Annotated in this window: 15 protein-coding genes; 5 read left to right on the top strand and 10 right to left on the bottom strand. The window is 60.2% G+C overall.

The annotated features are described in order from the left end of the window. Nucleotides 1–3 precede the first annotated feature (3 nt). The 7 genes from V6Z53_RS22275 to V6Z53_RS22245 all read right to left on the bottom strand — a co-directional run bounded on the left by V6Z53_RS22275 (nt 4) and on the right by V6Z53_RS22245 (nt 3,884). A complete protein-coding gene (locus V6Z53_RS22275; RefSeq protein ID WP_338581800.1) occupies nt 4–735 on the bottom strand; it encodes an SGNH/GDSL hydrolase family protein in 732 nt (243 codons plus the stop codon). A 100-nt stretch (nt 736–835) separates the two neighbouring features. Next, the gene (locus tag V6Z53_RS22270; protein WP_338581799.1) at nt 836–1,150 is read right to left on the bottom strand and encodes a type II toxin-antitoxin system YafQ family toxin; all 315 of its coding nucleotides are present in this window, start codon (nt 1,148–1,150) and stop codon (nt 836–838) included. After that, nucleotides 1,116–1,406: a type II toxin-antitoxin system RelB/DinJ family antitoxin gene (locus V6Z53_RS22265; RefSeq protein WP_338581798.1), complete on the bottom strand. Its 291-nt coding sequence runs from the start codon at nt 1,404–1,406 to the stop codon at nt 1,116–1,118. Before V6Z53_RS22265 ends, V6Z53_RS22270 begins: the two co-directional genes overlap by 35 nt. Before the next feature lie 306 nt (nt 1,407–1,712). Further along, a complete protein-coding gene (locus tag V6Z53_RS22260) occupies nt 1,713–2,192 on the bottom strand; it encodes a hypothetical protein (protein ID WP_338581797.1) in 480 nt (159 codons plus the stop codon). 128 nt (nt 2,193–2,320) lie between these two features. Continuing rightward, nucleotides 2,321–2,884 carry a chorismate mutase gene (locus V6Z53_RS22255; RefSeq protein WP_338581796.1) on the bottom strand — a complete coding sequence of 188 codons (564 nt, stop codon included), beginning with the start codon at nt 2,882–2,884 and terminating at the stop codon, nt 2,321–2,323. An 81-nt stretch (nt 2,885–2,965) separates the two neighbouring features. Further along, complete coding sequence (locus V6Z53_RS22250; RefSeq protein ID WP_338581795.1) at nt 2,966–3,259, bottom strand: hypothetical protein; 294 nt, start codon at nt 3,257–3,259, stop codon at nt 2,966–2,968. A 55-nt stretch (nt 3,260–3,314) separates the two neighbouring features. Then, nucleotides 3,315–3,884, bottom strand: coding sequence for an acyl-CoA thioesterase (locus V6Z53_RS22245; RefSeq protein ID WP_338581794.1), 570 nt, complete (start codon nt 3,882–3,884; stop codon nt 3,315–3,317). A 103-nt stretch (nt 3,885–3,987) separates the two neighbouring features. Here V6Z53_RS22245 and V6Z53_RS22240 point away from each other — a divergent pair, with 103 nt between their 5' ends. Continuing rightward, nucleotides 3,988–4,944 (top strand): helix-turn-helix domain-containing protein, encoded by a 957-nt coding sequence (locus V6Z53_RS22240; RefSeq protein ID WP_338581793.1) that lies wholly within the window; start codon nt 3,988–3,990, stop codon nt 4,942–4,944. Nucleotides 4,945–5,012: 68 nt separating this feature from the next. On the opposite strand, the gene V6Z53_RS22235 is transcribed toward V6Z53_RS22240, so the two are convergent. Continuing rightward, nucleotides 5,013–5,420, bottom strand: coding sequence for a hypothetical protein (locus V6Z53_RS22235; RefSeq protein WP_338581792.1), 408 nt, complete (start codon nt 5,418–5,420; stop codon nt 5,013–5,015). Between the two features lie 236 nt (nt 5,421–5,656). On the opposite strand from V6Z53_RS22235, the gene V6Z53_RS22230 reads away from it, so the two are divergent. Continuing rightward, nucleotides 5,657–7,330, top strand: coding sequence for a hypothetical protein (locus V6Z53_RS22230; RefSeq protein ID WP_338581791.1), 1,674 nt, complete (start codon nt 5,657–5,659; stop codon nt 7,328–7,330). Nucleotides 7,331–7,352: 22 nt separating this feature from the next. Here V6Z53_RS22230 and V6Z53_RS22225 read toward each other — a convergent pair whose 3' ends face one another. After that, a complete protein-coding gene (locus V6Z53_RS22225) occupies nt 7,353–8,939 on the bottom strand; it encodes a winged helix-turn-helix domain-containing tetratricopeptide repeat protein (protein ID WP_338581790.1) in 1,587 nt (528 codons plus the stop codon). A gap of 261 nt (nt 8,940–9,200) precedes the next feature. On the opposite strand from V6Z53_RS22225, the gene V6Z53_RS22220 reads away from it, so the two are divergent. Both V6Z53_RS22220 and V6Z53_RS22215 read left to right on the top strand, forming a co-directional pair. Further along, entirely contained in the window at nt 9,201–9,953 is a 753-nt protein-coding gene (locus V6Z53_RS22220) for an SDR family oxidoreductase (protein WP_338581789.1), read from the top strand. A 43-nt stretch (nt 9,954–9,996) separates the two neighbouring features. Beyond that, nucleotides 9,997–10,410, top strand: a complete 414-nt coding sequence (locus tag V6Z53_RS22215; protein WP_338581788.1) for a cupin domain-containing protein — start codon at nt 9,997–9,999, stop codon at nt 10,408–10,410. A 97-nt stretch (nt 10,411–10,507) separates the two neighbouring features. Here V6Z53_RS22215 and V6Z53_RS22210 read toward each other — a convergent pair whose 3' ends face one another. After that, the gene (locus V6Z53_RS22210) at nt 10,508–10,900 is read right to left on the bottom strand and encodes a response regulator (protein ID WP_338581787.1); all 393 of its coding nucleotides are present in this window, start codon (nt 10,898–10,900) and stop codon (nt 10,508–10,510) included. A gap of 281 nt (nt 10,901–11,181) precedes the next feature. On the opposite strand from V6Z53_RS22210, the gene V6Z53_RS22205 reads away from it, so the two are divergent. Beyond that, on the top strand, nt 11,182–16,278 hold the full coding sequence (locus V6Z53_RS22205) for an AAA family ATPase (RefSeq protein ID WP_338581786.1): 5,097 nt from the start codon (nt 11,182–11,184) through the stop codon (nt 16,276–16,278). Nucleotides 16,279–16,416 lie beyond the last annotated feature (138 nt).

The following is a 16,416-nucleotide window of genomic DNA, read 5'->3' as shown; positions in this document are numbered from 1 at the left end:
TGTTCAAAGCGTGCCTGATGCGGTGTGACCAAACTGTCGGGCGATGACCTGCGCGGCGTCATCTGCCCACACACTGTAGATGGCCGGGCCGGGATGAAAACCGTCTCGCGCCATCGCCCCGTCCACGGGGGCCAAATGGGTTGTCAGCATCCTACAGCGATCCTGACGATCCGCCAGTCTCTCAAGATGCGCATTGAAACGCGCCGCGCGGTTACCGAGATACCAGCGCAACGGTTGCGGTAATGCGGGAAACAGGTGCATCGGCGGAAGAGGGGAGATGACGACCAGCTTGACCCCGAACTTGTCGAGCAGCACGTCCAGCAACTGCTGTTGCCGGGCGATCCACTGCATATCGGTGATCGTGCTGGTGACATCGTTGACGCCGATGGACAGCAGCGCCACATCGAAGGGTTGCGCGGCGTGTTGTTCGAGCAGTTCCAGCAGCGCTTGCGAATCCAGACCCGACCGCGCCCAGAGCGTCCAGCCAACCTGATAATCCTTGGCCAAACGACTGACCACCTGACCGCTCAGCGCTTCAGCCTGAGTCGACGCCCCGACACCCGCCGCGGCACTGTCGCCGAGAATCAGCAAGCGCAGGGGTTCGCCATTGCCGACCAGCCCTTGGCGCTCACCCTCGGCTTCTGGCAATTTCGGTGTGGCGCGCCGCGTGTACATGCCCTGCATCAGCAATACGGGGCCGAGCATGATTGTGGTCAGGGCTTCGGTTTTGCTCATGCGCAGGTTTCCGGAAAGGGCAGCCTAGATTCGCGTAAATTCCGGCCATGAAAAAGCCCGAATCAATCGAGGTTTGTTGTATCGCAGATGAAGTCCCGTGTTACTTGAACAGTTCCGAGTGACTTCCGAGATCGACAAATGTCAGTAGGTCGGAGCGCGTGTGTTCATAAATCATCAAGAAGTCACCACCAATGTGACACTCTCGAAAACCAGTCCAATCCCCCGACAACGCATGGTCCAGGTACTGCGCTGGTAATGAGTCTCCCAGAAAAAGCATGACCATTACCTGACGAACCTCATTCATGTCACGGCGCCCGGCACGCTTGTAACGTTCCCATGACTTCTTGAATTCCGAGGTCTGTGCACACTGCTTGGGCAGTTCAGCGCGTTTTTGCTTTTTCTCCGGTTTCGCCATCAACGTCCCTCAGCATTTCGTCTATCGAGTCGAACCGCTGGCGAATTTCGCGTGCTTCCATCATGGCGCGAGCTGTTTTCTCCGATGGGACGCGAACTTCAAACGGAAGTCCCTGAGTCGCTACTACTTGTCGAAGAAACAGACGCATGGCATCACTGATGCTCAGTCCACAAGCGCTCAAGACTTCGGTAGCTCGTGCTTTCAAATCCTCATCAATGCGGCAACGCACGTCCGTCGTTTTAAGTAATGCACCCATGGCAGTAACCTCATCGTTGATTTGTAGCTACATTGGCGCTACCTCCAGCATTCTGGTTGAACGGGGGCTTTGGGGTCAACCGCAGCTTGATCAGTGGCTCGATGCGTTCCGGCCAATTGAGTTGCCGGTCCCATATTTCAAACCTTTACGCACGCCATGAATATCAGCCTGATCCTTTTGTTACATGGGATACGTCCGGCGCCTTTGCAGGAAATTGCCGATGGCGTTGAACTCTTTTCAACGCCCACGAAAAAGCCCGGCTGATCAGGCCGGGCTTTTTCGTGGTATTGCGGTGAAGCGATTCGTTTAGGCGACGGTGTTGCCTTGCAGGCGATCCGAGCCATCGGCGACGACGGTGTTGCCTTGCAGACGATCCGAGCCGTCAGCGGCGACGGTGTTGCCTTGCAGGCGATCGGAGCCGTCGGCAGCGACGGTGTTGCCTTGCAGACGATCCGAGCCATCGGCGGCGACGGTGTTGCCTTGCAGGCGATCGGAGCCATCGGCAGCGACGGTGTTGCCTTGCAGGCGGTCGGAGCCATCGGCGGCGACTTCGTTACCTTTCAAACGGTCCGAACCATCGGCAGCGACGCGGTTTTCGATCAGGCGATCAGAACCGCCTTCAGCCACACGATTCTGGATCAGACGATCCGAACCACCTTCAGCCACACGACTTTCGATCAGTCGATCCGAGCCGCCTTCAGCGACAACAGGTTGAGCAGAAGTGGCGGCGAAAGCGTTAACTGCGAAAAGCGAGAAAGCGATGCTGAGGATGGTTTGGCGTTTCATGATCGTGTGCTCCAGGGTGTTGTCGGTTGGTATGGAGCTGATGTTACGCCCTGGAGTTTTTAAGAGAACTTCATTGAGTTAATGGTGACTATTGACGCAGTCAATGGTTGCCAGCGCCGTATTCGTGGTCATTGATCGGTGACGCACAATTCCCCGGTAGCGCGGATCAGGGCCTGGCCGTGCAGGGCATCCTTGATCAGGGCGGAGCGCTGTTCGGCCAGCCACGCCGGGCATTCCGGGTCGACGCGGTAGGGCACGAAATCGGCGTACTCCTGCAACAGACGGGTTTGCAGTTCATCGAGTTTGGGGCGGATCTGATTGAGGTCTGGTCGCGGTACATCGGGCGCCTTGTGCGCCGCCTGCCACTGCGCGATCAAACCGTACTGCACCAGTTTGTTGGCTTCGATCTGCGCGGCGATCAATTCTGCGGCTTCGTCCGGGTCCACTTTGCGCTCGACGGCCTGCTTTTTGGCATTGGCAATCACCAAGGCTTCCCGGGCGGTATCCTGGATCGGTTTGCCACTGTCCCACTTGGTCAATGCCACCTGATCAGCAATGTTCAGGCGCTCGTTGATCGTGTTCAGCAGCGGTTGCAGGGTTTCGGGTGCAGCGGTGGCGGCCTGGGCGCCGCTGGCGAGCAAGCCGAGCAGGGCACAGCTCAGCAATTGCGGCAGGCGTGGGCAGTGGAACATAAGCAAACCTCTTGGGCATGGGATGCGCATCAGGTCTTATGTATCACAGCTGAGCCCGAGGCATGAAACACGACAGTGTATTCAACCCGTTACAGTGGCGGCCAACAGTCGTTCAATCTGTGCCAGTTCCCAGGTGCTGAGCAAGCTCACCGGGTCGGTGCCGAAGCGCTGTCCGCCGTTGAATTCGCGACCGTCCGGGCTCTGGCAATGCAGGCAGTGGCGCAGGTGTGTGCCGTCGACATCAAGGCTAAAACGCCATTGCTCGATGTCGACCTGCACCGTACCGGATTGATCTTCGAGGCGCTTGAGCGGGCGCAAGCCCAGGGCTGCATCGCGCAATTGCTGGTAAACCTCGCGGGCGGTCAGGGGCGGCACGGGCGTCTCCGGGCGGTGGGTGAAGGCGACAGGATAGAGCGTGCCCCTGAGACTGTCATTCGACGGTCTGTGCCTGGCGGGTACGCGGTGCCTCTTCGTCCCGCAGCTGAAGGCTCATGTCGTCGCAGCTTTGCGACCAGTCTGTCAGCCATTGCGGCATTTCCATCGATTGCTCCGACAACCCCAGTTCGCGAGCAAATTCGCCGGGCGGCACCGTGCCTTTCGTCGCACGGAACAAGCCGCGCATCACCACCACGCCGACCACTCGGCCATTGCTCACGAAACGGTGCTCCATGAAGCTCCACTTGTGATCCCAGCCGAGCATCCGCGTGTGAATTTCAAACGCTTCGAACAGCTTTAGCTCGCGACGAAACTTGCCCCAGGTATCGCCGACGATGGGGACTGCCTTGTTGCGCAGCGCCACACGAAAGGCGCCACTGCGTAGCACGTAATCCATGCGCCCGATGTCGGCCAGGGTGAAATAGCGGCCATTGGTGACGTGCCGGTTGAGGTCCAGATCCAGCGGCCACACCCGCATGTGCACGACGGTGGTGGCCAAGGCATCCACGGGCTTGCGCCACGGACGACGAAACAGCATGAGGAACAGTCGGAACCAGAGATTCATAAGTACGCCGATGATTAAGTGATGGCTGCACTTTAGGCGTCGGAAATCGGCTAAGGTAGGTGCGCAAATGACTTTTTTCATGCGAAAAGCGCAACGGGGTTTTATGCACATCACCTTGCTTCTGGCTGATCAATGTTCCGCCGCCAGCGCGACCCTGGCCCTGGAAGTGCTCAGCGCTGCGAACCTGTTCGCCGAAGACTCGCCGTTCGAGGTGGTGAGTGCATCGCTGGATGGCGCGCAAGTCGCCGCGTGGGGAGGGCAGACGTTACGCGCGGACCGGTCCATCGCCGAGATCCCGCGAACCGATCTGGTGCTGATCCCCGGATTCCTTTTCACCCTGAAAGACGCCTTGCCGACCTTCGCCGTGTATGGCCCATGGCTGCGTCAACAACACGCGCAGGGCGCGGTGGTGGCGTCGATGTGCACGGCGGCTTTCATGTTGGGCGAAGCGGGGTTGCTGGATGGCGTTCGCAGCACCACGCACTGGGCCTTTGCCGACCTCTTTCGTCGCCGCTACAGCGCGGCGTGTCTTGAGGAAACGCAGATCATCTGCGAAGACCAGCGCGTGATCACCAGCGGCGGCGCGAGTGCCGCCATGGACCTGCTGCTGCATCTGGTGCGTCGCTTCGCCTCACTGGAACTGGCGCAGAAGTGCGGCAAATACTTGCTGGTCGACTCGGTGCGCAGCGAGCAGTCGGTGTATGTGATGTGGTCATTGCCGAAAAACCATGGCGATGGCGAAGTGCTGCGGGCGCAGAACTGGCTTGAGGCTCATTTTGACCAGCCGTTGCTGATCGATGACATTGCCCAGCAATTTGGTTTCGGCGTGCGCAATTTCAAGCGACGCTTCAAGGACGCGACGGGCTATACGCCGATTACCTACCTGCAAACCCTGCGTCTGGAGAAAGCCAAGCAGCTGCTGGAATCCACCCGCATGACCCTGGACAGCATCACTTACGCGGTGGGCTATGAAGACGGTAACTCGTTCCGCAGGCTCTTCCGCCAGCGCGTGGGATTGTTGCCGGCGGCGTACCGCAAGAAATTTCAATCAGTCGCATGATGTCGAACACGAAAAAGCCCGGCTGATCAGGCCGGGCTTTTTGCGGATGAAGCGGTGAAGCCAGGTGTTTATGCAGCGCGGTACTTGATCAGGCGATCGGCACCGCCTTCAGCGACGAGGTTGCGCAGCAGACGGTCGGAGCCATCGGCGGCCACTTCGTTACCTTTCAGGCGATCCGAGCCATCAGCGGCAACGGTGTTGCCTTGCAGACGATCGGAACCATCGGCAGCCACTTCATTACCTTTCAAACGATCCGAACCATCGGCCGCTACAGCGTTACGCTTTTCCAGCAGGCGATCCGAACCACCTTCAGCTACACGATTCTGGATCAGACGATCCGAACCACCTTCAGCCACACGACTTTCGATCAGTCGATCCGAGCCGCCTTCAGCGACGACAGGTTGAGCAGAAGTTGCGGCGAAAGCGTTAACTGCGAAAAGCGAGAAAGCGATGCTGAGGATGGTTTGGCGTTTCATGATCGTGTGCTCCGGGGTGTTATGGGTTGGTATGGAGCAGATGTTACGCGGTGGATTTTTTAAGAGAACTTCATTGAAGTGATGGTGAACATCGACAACATTGATAGGGCAAGCGGCATACCCCTTGTGGGCGTGATGATGCGGCGTAGCCTGTCGTCGGCTGCACGGCTCGGCCAGTAGCGCGGGGGTATGCTGGTTCTTCGCAGGTTTCATGCTCTGATCGAGAGAATAAACCGATGCACGACTACTACGATTTGGGCACCTACAGCCGCCCGGTGACAACGAGTTCGCCACAAGCCCAGCTCTGGTTCGACCGTGGCCTGATGTGGTGCTACGGCTACAACCACGACGAATCCATCCGCTGTTTCCAGAAAGCCCTCGAACACGATCGCAATTGCGCGATGGCCTACTGGGGCATCGCCTACGCCTCGGGTCCCAACTACAACAAACGCTGGGACGCCTTCATCGAACAAGAGCTCAAGGAAGCCGTGGCCCGGGCCCGACTGGCGACGCAAATCGCGCTGGTGCATCTCGACGGCACAACGCCGGTGGAGCAGGCGCTGATTCGCGCGCTCCCGCAACGCTACCAGGCCGAACAGGCCAATAGCGTTGACGAACTCTTCAGCTGGAACGATGCCTACGCGGCGTCCATGCGTGATATCTACAACTCCTTCCCCGATGACCCCGACGTGGTGGCGCTGTTCGCCGAAGCGCTGATCGACCGCACGCCGTGGCAGTTATGGGATCTGAAAACCGGCGAACCGGCAGCGGGTGCCGACACCGTTGAAACGGTGGCCGTACTCGAAAGGGCCTTGCAGCGCATGGAGCAAAACGGTGACGCGCCGCACCCGGGCGTGCTGCACATGTACGTTCACACCATGGAAATGTCGCCGTACCCGGAACGGGCGTTACGCGCCGGCGATGTCCTGCGCGACCTGGTGCCGGATGCCGGACACTTGCGGCACATGCCATCCCACATCGACGTACTCTGCGGCGACTACCGTGGCGCCATGATCACCAATCACCGGGCGATCCAGGCCGACAGCCAATACCTGGCACAGGAAGGCCCGATCAACTTCTACACGCTGTACCGCAGCCACAATTACCACTTCAAACTCTACTCGGCGATGTTCCTCGGCCAGTACCAACCGGCACTGGAAGCCGCCGAGCAACTGACCGAAACCATCAAGGAAGAGCTGCTGCGCGTCGAGCAACCGCCCATGGCCGACTGGCTGGAAAGCTTCGTGTCGATGAAGGTCCACGTGCAGATCCGCTTCGGCAAATGGCACGACATCCTCGCCACACCGCTACCGGATGACCAGGCGCTGTACTGCGTGACAACGGCCATGTTGCACTACGCCAAAGGTGTGGCCCATGCGGCTTGTGGGCAAGTCGACGCCGCCGAAACCGAACACCACCTGTTCCTTGAAGCCTGGGCCCGGGTGCCGGACACACGTTACCTGTTCAACAACCAATGCAACGACATCCTCGCCGTAGCGGCCGGCATGCTGCGCGGCGAAATCGAATACCGCAAAGGCAACTTCGACGAAGCTTTCGCCCACCTGCGCGAAGCACAATCACTGGACGATCACTTGCCCTACGACGAACCCTGGGGCTGGATGCAACCGGTGCGACACGCGTTGGGTGCGCTGCTGCTGGAACAGGACAGGGTCGAAGAAGCCTTGCACGCCTACAGCGCCGATCTCGGCCTGGACAACACCCTCAGCCGCGCGGCGTGGCATTTGGATAATGTCTGGAGCTTGCACGGCTATGTGGAATGTTTGAAACGACTGGGCCGCGATGCCGAAGCGGCGGCAGCGCAAGTGCGGCTCAACCTGGCGATGGCGCGGGCAGATGTGGAGATCAAGGCATCGTGTTTTTGCCGGATCGAAAAGCGTTGTTGTCAGTAGCCCAGGGACCAGCCAGTTGCGATCACTCCGGCAATCCCGCCAACCGCAGCCCATCGGCAAACCGGGCGAAGTCTTCGGGGCGCTGGATCGGCAGCCAGTCTTTCAAGTTGGAAATGCGCAAAGAGGGATCCAGTTCGTGCAGGCGCTGCATCGCCACTTTCGCTTTATCCATGCGCCCGCTGAGTGCATGACAGGCCGCCACCAACGCCACCGGAGGCAGCAGACTGGGCAGGTTGCCCAAGGCCTTTTCCGCCCAGTCCTTAGCGGCATCAAAGTGTCCGGCGAAAAAGTGCGCCAGCGCCATGCCGATCTGCATCCGGAACATTTCCGGGTCCAGCGGACTCAAGCGAACGGCATGGTTCAAGTCCTTGATGGCCGCGTCGGTTTCACCGTGCAGCGCGCGCAGGATGCCGCCGAGGAACCAGGCGGGCGCGAAGTTGGGGTTGAGCAGGCGCGCCCGGTCGAGCAGGGCAATGCCGCCGTCGACCTCGCCGGCGAGATGGCTCAGTGCATGCCCGCCGCGCGTTAATGCGACTGCATCATCGCGGCCGAGCGCCACCGCCAGGCGCGCGAGCCGAATTCCCTCGGCGATCTCGGCAGGCCGATCGATCATCCAGCCATTGAGCTTGCGCCAGAAGTGACACCAGGCGGCCATGCCGTAGGCCGAGGCAAATTCCGCATCGAGTTCGATGGCCGTGTAGAACATCGGCAGCGCTTCCTCGATGGCTTCCCGGTTGCCGCTGTGCAGTTTGGCCATGCCACGCAGGTAATAATCGTAGGCGTCGAGACTGTCCGTCGGCTTGCGTTTGGCGCGTTCGATTTCTGCCCGTTCGAGTTGCGGCGCGATGGCGCCGACCACGCTTTCGGCGATCTGATCCTGTAGTTCGAAGATATCGTCGAGCAGGCCTTCGAAACGCTCCGCCCAGATGTGCGTGCCGTTCGTTGCGTCGATCAATTGCCCGGTGATGCGCACCTTGTTCCCGCACTTTCGCACGCTGCCTTCCAGCACGTAACGAACGCCCAGTTCCTGGCCAACGCCTCTGGCGTCCACCGCCCGGCCCTTGAACGTGAAACTCGAATTGCGCGCAATGACGAACAGCCAGCGGATGCGCGACAGGGCGGCGATGATGTCCTCCACCACGCCGTCGGCGAAATATTCCTGCTCTGGATCGCCACTGAGGTTGTGGAAGGGCAAAACGGTGATCGAGGGTTTGTCCGGAAGAACCAGCGCTGAGGAGGGCGTTTGCCTGGAAGAAGTCGCGTATTCGTTGATGTCGGGCTGGCGCTGTTGCCCGTTATTTTCGACATTGACCTGCCCGACAAAGCGGTAACCCTTGCGGGCGACCGTGCGCACAAGGCGCTGTTCTTCGCCGGTATCGCCGACGGCCTTGCGCACCGCATTGATGTGGCTGGTGATCGTCGATTCCGAGACGATCCGGCCGCTCCAGACGGCTTCGAGCAAGTCGTCCTTGCTGACCACGCGCTCGGGGTTGCTGACGAACAGCAGCAACAGATCGAAGACCTGCGGGCCGACGGCCACGACTTGCCCGCGCAAGGTCAGCTCCCGGCGATCCTGATCGAGCACGAAGTCATCAAATGCGAACTGCAAAGTGAGCATCCCCTGGCGAAGCGCCCTCAACTCCGTGTCCCAGGCGACTGGCGATTGGTATCTGACGCTGATGATACGGCAGGTCGAACGCCGCTGCACCGTCAGCGGCAAGGGCCGCTGGACGATCAAGAATTTCCTTGGACGTAAATCCAAGCGTTCGCCAAGGCAAACCCAAGCCCGGCGCAAGGACTCGCCGCGCGCGGGCAGGCAATCTTGCTCCACACCGACGCAATGATTGCCGTCGACAAGTGGAGTAAACCCATGAAGATCGTCGTTATCGGAGGCTCCGGCCTCATTGGATCGAAACTTGTGAACACCCTGCGCGAGCGCGGCCATGACGCGTTCGCCGCCAGCCCCAGCACGGGCGTGAACAGCATCACCCGCGAAGGCCTGGCCGAAGCGATGGATGGCGCTGATGTGGTGGTTGATGTGGCAAATGCGCCGTCGTGGGAGGACCAGGCCGTTCTCGATTTTTTCGAAACGTCGAGCCGCAACCTGCTGGCTGCCGAAGCTGCTGCCGGGGTTCGCCATCACGTTGCCCTGTCGATTGTCGGCACCGAGCGGCTGCCTGAAAACGGTTACTTCCGGGCCAAAGTCGCGCAGGAAAACATCATCAAGGCATCCGGCATTCCTTACACTCTGCTGCGTGCCACGCAGTTCTTCGAATTTGTCGGCGGCATTGTCCAGTCGTTTACCGTCGGCGAGGAGGTTCGTGCTTCGCCGGCGCTGATCCAGCCGATAGCGTCCGACGATGTAGTGGCCGCGCTGGCGGATGTTGTACTGGCAGCGCCAGTCAACGGCACGGTCGAAGTCGCCGGTCCCGAAGCCCTGCCGATCGACGAACTGGTCAGGCGCTTTATGCAGGCAACCGGGGACAAACGCAAAGTCGTGCCGGACGTGAACGCCCGCTACTTCGGCGCCGTGCTCGACGATCAATCGCTGACCGCCGGCAAGAGTGCCCGTCTGGGCGCGATCCGCTTCGAAGACTGGTTTGCCCTGTCGGCGAACCGCTGACAATTCGCCCCATCACATCCCCACCCACGTAGGAGCAAATGCCATGGTTACTCGCATGCTGTTGGCCGCTGTTTTCACAGTGCTTTCGATCGGCGCGGCGTCGGCCGCTGAGCCGCCTCCCGGCAAGGTGACGGTGGTGTTCGACCGTCCCATTCCCAACATTCCTGGCAAGAGCATGAAAGGCGTGGTCGTCGAGTACGGGCCGGGTGCCGCGTCGCCGGCGCACACCCATCCGAAAACGGCCTTCATCTATGCAACGGTCCTGGAAGGATCGTTTCGCATCAAAATCAAAGGCGAGCCGGAAAAGGTCTACCACGTCGGCGAAAACTTCGTGGAGGAGCCGGGCTCCGTACATGAGGTCAGCGCCAACGCCAGCGACAGTCAACCAGCACGCCTGTTGGCGGTGTTCGTCGTCGACAGCGATGACATGCCGCTGGTGACGCCTCTCAAAAAGTGAGCCTAACTGATCGACGCTCGACAGTCGGGTGGCAGGTGACTGACGCCCAGTGGCTGCTGGAGAGCTGCAAAACAGGTAACGCAGAGGGGGATTCGGATCAGTGGCGCTGGAGCAGGGCGGCTTCGATGCAGTTCAGCAGCCTGTCGCCGTCACAGGGTTTGGGCAGACAGGCAACCAACTCCGGGGTATGAGCGCCCAGAGGGGGAGCAGCTGCGGGATAGGCGGTGATGAATATCGTGGGAATGTGAAAGCCCGTCGCGATAAGTTGTTCAAGCATCTCGACACCGCTCATGCCCGGCATCTGGATATCGGAAATCAGGCAATGGGTTTCGGTGGAAGCGTTAGCGTCGAGAAACTCCAGGGCGCTGCAATAGGTTCGGGTTTTATATCCGCCGGACCGCACCAGGCTATTCAGGGCACTTCGAACGGAATCGTCATCATCGACAATTGCAATAATTGTGGCACTGCGTGTCTGGGGGGATTGGGTCATGTAATGGGCTCGTGACTACGCCGGTTGTACCTACAAGATACGCGGTCTTCAAGGTGGGAAAAGTATATCTATGTATAGGTCGCTAAGATCTAAGTGTTGATGTAGCGCAGGCCGTTCGATGACATCGTGGGCGGTGTTCAATCGTACACGTGGCAACGATGTTTACTTGGCGCGTGGCGATAAGAAGCTAATCTGAAACGTCGCGACCGTTTCGGATGCCCGCCCCGAAGGCAAACGGCAGACAAGACACGACTTTTGTTCCCTCTCCGGTGGATAACAACATGCAGATATTATGGGACGATGGTGAGCGTATCTTCTGCCGGGAACTGCGCTCGGGCACGGGCGGTGATTGCAGTGTGCTGGTGGCGCGACCTGCTGCCGCACAGCCGCTTCCGGCCTGCCTTGGCCGTCTTACCCACGAATTTGCACTGAAGGACGAACTGGACCGTAGCTGGGCGGTTCGACCGCTTGAGATGGTGCGTGAAGGTGGGCAGATGCAGTTGGTGCTCGAAGATCCCGGTGGCGAACCGCTCGTGCAGTGGTTGGTGGCGCCCATGGAAATCAGCGCTTTTCTGCATCACGCCATCAGCGTCGCGGTGGTCCTGGGCAAGCTCCACCAACGTGGACTTGTCCATAAAGACATCAAGCCCAGTCATATCCTGGTGAACTGCGCTGACGGACAGGCCCGGCTCACCGGATTCGGCCTGGCCTCACGGCTGCCGCGCGAACGGCAGGCGCCCGAGACCATCGCCGGCACGCTCGCCTACATGGCACCTGAGCAGACCGGCCGGATGAACCGCTCGATCGATTCGCGCAGCGACCTCTATTCCTTCGGCGTCACCCTGTATCAGATGCTGACCGGCTCGCTGCCCTTTACCGCGACCGACCCCATAGAGTGGGTGCATTGCCATATCGCGAAAAAGCCGCAACCACCGAATTCGCGGGTTGAAACCGTTCCCGAAGCGCTCTCCGACATTGTCATGAAGCTATTGGCCAAAACCGCCGAGGAGCGCTATCAGACGGCTGCGGGGATAGAGCATGACCTGCGCCGATGCCTGGCGGATTGGCAGAACCTGGGCCGGATCAACGACTTTACGCTGAGTGAGCACGGCACGTCCGATCGGCTGCTGGTGCCCGAGAAACTCTATGGGCGCGAGCGCGAGGTTGAAACGCTGGTTGCCGCCTTCGGGCGAATCGTAGAAAACGGTGCGCCGGAGCTGGTGTTGGTCACCGGTTATTCCGGTATAGGCAAGTCGTCGGTGGTCAACGAACTGCACAAAGTGCTGGTGCCGCCGCGCGGAATTTTCGCCTCCGGCAAGTTCGATCAATACCGGCGCGACATTCCTTATTCGACGCTGGTACAGGCCTTTCAAAGCCTGGTGCGCACGCTGCTGGGCAAGAACGACACGGAGCTGGCGCACTGGCGTGACGCGTTGCAACAGGCGCTGGATGCCAATGCGCGGCTGATGACCGACCTCATTCCGGAACTCAAACTCATCATCGGCGAACCACCAGCGGTTCCGGCCCTTGACCCGCAGCAGGCACAACGGCGTTTCCTTCTGGTGTTCCGGCGCTTTATCGGTGTGTTTGCCCGGGCCGAGCATCCGCTGGCCTTGTTTCTCGACGATCTGCAATGGCTCGACGCGGCGACGCTCGACCTGCTGGAGGATCTGCTGACCAGCCCGGACATGCGCCACCTGATGCTGGTGGGCGCCTATCGCAGCAACGAAGTGGATGTCACACACCCGCTGTCGAGCAAGCTCAAGGCCATTCGCGCTGCGGGCGGCAGGGTCGATGAGATCACGCTGGCACCGCTGGCCAAGGCACACATCGAGCAGTTGATCGCCGAGGCGCTGCATGACGAGATTGCGCATATCGAACCGCTGGCGCAGTTGGTGCTGGACAAGACCGCGGGCAATCCATTTTTTGTGATCCAGTTCCTGCATGCGCTCGCCGAGGAGCAACTGCTGACGTTCGATCACGATGCACGCCGATGGTGCTGGGACCCGGATCGCATCCATGCCAAGGGCTACACCGACAACATCGTCGACCTGATGGTCGACAAACTGACTCGCTTGTCGGCCGAGACACAGCAGGCATTGCAGCAACTTGCCTGTCTGGGAAACGTCGCGACTATCACTGCGCTTTCAACCGCCATGGGGATGCCCAAGGCACAGGTCCGTACGGTGTTGTGGGAAGCGATTCGCCAGGAACTGGTCGAGCGGCTGGAGGGCGCGTATGGCTTTGTCCATGACCGCATCCATGAGGCCGCGTATTCACTGATCCCCAGGGATTCCCGCGCCCAGGCTCATCTGCGCACCGGCCGGCTGCTCGCCGCGCAGACGCCTGCGGCAGACCTGGAAGCGGCAATCTTTGAAATCGTCGGTCAGCTCAATCGCGGTGCCGCACTGCTCACCGAGCAGAACGAGCGGGTGCAACTGGCCGGTTTCAACTTGATGGCCGGCCAGCGCGCCAAGGCGTCAACGGCTTACGCCTCCGCGCTCAACTACCTCAGCACCGGTGCACAGCTATTGGATGAAGATGGCTGGACGCATCGCCATGAGCTGATGTTCGCGCTGGAGTTGAACCGGGCCGAATGCGAATTCCTGACCGGGCAGCTATCGGTCGCGGATGAGCGCCTGACGGCACTGTCGAAACGCGCCGCAACCACGATCGAACGCGCCGACGTCGCCTGCCTGCAAATGGACGTTTATCTGCTGCTTGATCGTAGCGATGGCGCGGTCGCCGTTTGCCTCGACTACCTGCGTCATGTGGGCATCGAGTGGTCAGCCCATCCGAATGACGATGAAGTACGCCGCGAATATGAACAGATCGGCTCGCTGCTGGGGGATCGGGCCATTGAAGATCTCATCGATTTACCGCTGATGAAGGATGCAACATCACTCGTCACAGTCAACGCGCTGGGCAAGCTTTTCGCGCCAGCCTTGCAGACTGATTTCAATCTGTCGTGCCTGTCGATCTGCAAGGCGATCAGTCTCAGCCTCGAGTGGGGCAACTGCGATGCCTCCTGCGTGCTTTACGCCAATCTATTCAGGGTAGCGGGCCGGCGTTTTGGTGACTACCAGATGGGGTTCCGCTTCGGTCAGCTCGGCTGCGAACTCATTGAGCGACGTGGGCTTACGCGATTCGAGGCCAGCACCTACCTGTGCTTCTCGTGTTTTGCCGTGCGCTGGATGAGGCCCGTGGCCGAATGTCGCGAACTGCTGCGCCGTTCCTTTGCGGCGGCGAACCGCATCGGCGACCTGCCATACGGCGCTTATGCGGGCAACAATCTTACGGCTGACCTGCTGTTCGCCGGCGAGGTGTTGCCCGACGTGCAAATCGAAGCCGAACGCGGCCTCGATTACGCGAAGACGGTGCGCTTCGGGCTGGTCGTGGATTTCATCAACACCCAACTTGCACTGATCCGCATGCTCCGGGGCCTGACGACCACGTTTGGCCGTCTCGACGAAGGCGAGTTGAACGAGCCCGACACCGAAGCCCATTTGTCCAGCAACCCGGATCTGGTGCTGGCCGAGTGTCTTTATTGGGTTCGCAAGTTGCAGGCCCGCTACATGGCCGACGATCCCGAGGCAGCCATGGCAGCTGCCGCCAAGGCGCAACAGCTGCTTTGGGTATGCCAGTCGTTTTTCGAGGAAGCCGAGTTTTACTTCTATGACGCATTAGCCCGGGCCGCCTGGTGTGACAGCATCCCGGCGGACGAATACGGTCCGCACCTGGGCGCCATGAAGGACAGTCACCGGCAATTACAGACCTGGGCGCAACAGTGTCCAGATAATTTTGCCAGCAGGGCGGCATTGGTCGGTGCCGAAATCGCTCGGGTTGAAGGGCGTGTCGTCGAGGCAGAGCTGCTTTACGAACAAGCCATCGACATGGCGCAGAACAGCGGCTTTATCCAGATCGAGGCGCTTGCCAACGAGCTCGCATCTCGCTTCTACGCCGCGCGTGGCCTGGGCAAGATTGCCCGGGTCTATTTGCAGGATGCCCGTTACGGTTATCTGCGTTGGGGCGCCGATGGCAAGGTTCGGCAGCTCGACGCGAAGTATCCATCGCTGCGTACCGAAGAACACCTGCTGGGCTCGACCACCACCATGGCCACGGCGGTCGAACACCTCGACCTGGCCACAGTACTCAAGGTCTCCCAGGCGTTGTCGGGCGAAATCGTTCTTGAAAAACTGATCGACACAGTCATGTTCACGGCCATCGAGCAGGCCGGTGCCGAACGGGGCTTGTTGATTCTCTCGACCTGCGCGGAACACCGGATCGCCGCGCAAGTGACTACCGGCGACAACGCAACGCAATTGCGCGATATCCCGGTCAGTTCGCAGGTGCTACCGGAGTCGGTTCTCTATCAAGTCCTGCGCACCCGCGAGAGCGTTGTGCTCGACGATGCCGTGACCGAGGCGGCATTTTCTACAGACCCTTACATCCGTCAGCATCGCGCCCGTTCGATCCTCTGCCTGCCGTTGATGAACCAGGCCAAGCTGACAGGCGCGCTCTATCTGGAAAACAATCTGACCGCCGGGGTGTTCAGCCCGGACCGGATCGCGGTGCTCAAACTGGTGGCGTCACAGGCTGCCATTTCGTTGGAAAATACCCGTTTGTATCGCGAGGTTGCCGAGCGCGAGCGGCGCTATCGCGAGGTGCAGACCGAGTTGTCCCACGCCAACCGTGTCGCGACCATGGGCCAGCTCGTGGCGTCGATCGCTCACGAGGTCAACCAGCCGATTGCCGCCGCCATCCTCAATGCCAATGCCGCCCAGCGCTGGCTGAACACCGAGCCACCCGAGCTCGACGAGGTGCGTCATGTGCTCAGTCGACTCATCCTCGATGCCAACCGCGCAGCAGACGTGCTGGGGCGGATTCGTCAGCACATCCGCAAGGCGCCGCGACAGAAGGGGCCGGTGGACATCAACGCCGCGATCGGCGAAATGATCGAGTTCAGCCGTAGCCAGATCATGAAGAATGGCGTCGCATTGCAAACTCAACTCATGGACGGTTTGCCCCTCATCGAAGGCGATCGTGTAGAGCTGCAACAGGTGTTGCTCAACCTGATCATGAATGCGCTTGAGGCCATGAGCGGGACTGCCCAGGGCGAGCGGCAGTTGCAGATCAGCGTGGCGCCGGGAGAAGCGGGCTACCTGCGGGTGAGCGTCAGCGATTCCGGGCCGGGATTTCTCGTGGAAAACACCGATCAGGTGTTCACCTCGTTCTACACCACCAAACCCACGGGGCTGGGGTTGGGGTTGTCGATTTGTCGTTCGATCATCGAGGCTCATGGCGGTCGTTTGTGGGCAAGCGCCAACCAGCCTTGCGGTGCCACGGTTCAGTTCACGCTTCCCGTGATGCAGGGATGAACATAGTCGGTCAGTGCCAGTCGCAATACTTAGGTTTAAGAGGGGCCGATCGAGGTGACGGATCTGGAAGGTTTCGCCAATGGCAAGCCGGTTGATTTCGGCGTTGCAACTCTGCTTCGCAGCCTGGCGTCAGCGAGG

The organism is Pseudomonas sp. MAG733B (assembly GCF_036884845.1).
Taxonomy (GTDB): domain Bacteria; phylum Pseudomonadota; class Gammaproteobacteria; order Pseudomonadales; family Pseudomonadaceae; genus Aquipseudomonas.
Note: the sequence above shows the minus strand (reverse complement) of the source record. Positions and strands in the feature narration are given on the sequence as shown.